The 339-nt window shown below is 68.7% G+C and carries 1 protein-coding gene; it reads left to right on the top strand.

Annotated features, from left to right (window positions below; translation table 11 throughout):
- Nucleotides 1-339: transposase family protein (locus CEY15_RS18010; RefSeq protein WP_176475201.1), on the top strand; the 339-nt coding region annotated here is incomplete at both ends.

The raw sequence follows: 339 nt of genomic DNA, 5'->3' as shown, positions 1-339 counted from the left end.
GTGCGGGGTGGTGGGCCGGCTACGAGACCACATCGAGCGGCGGGTGACCGATCTGCCGATCGTCGGCCATCCCACCAGACTGCACGTGCGGGTACCGCGCTTCACCTGCGGCAACACCGAGTGCGTCACGCGGATCTTCCAGCAACGCATGCCGGCGTTGGCCGAGCCGCGGGCCAAGACCACCCGCCGTTGCACCCGCTGGATTCTGCAGCGCCTGGCGGTCGACCGCACCAGCGTGTCCGCGGTGGCCAAGGCCCTCGGGCTTGGCTGGGATTTGGTCAACGACCTGGCGGTCTCCGAGATCCGCACGATGGTCTACGACCAGCCCGGACACTTCGA

Source organism: Dietzia natronolimnaea (assembly GCF_002289575.1).
Taxonomy (GTDB): Bacteria; Actinomycetota; Actinomycetes; order Mycobacteriales; family Mycobacteriaceae; genus Dietzia; species Dietzia natronolimnaea_A.
The sequence above is the reverse complement of the archived record's forward strand: the minus strand, read 5'-3'. Positions and strand labels throughout refer to the sequence as shown.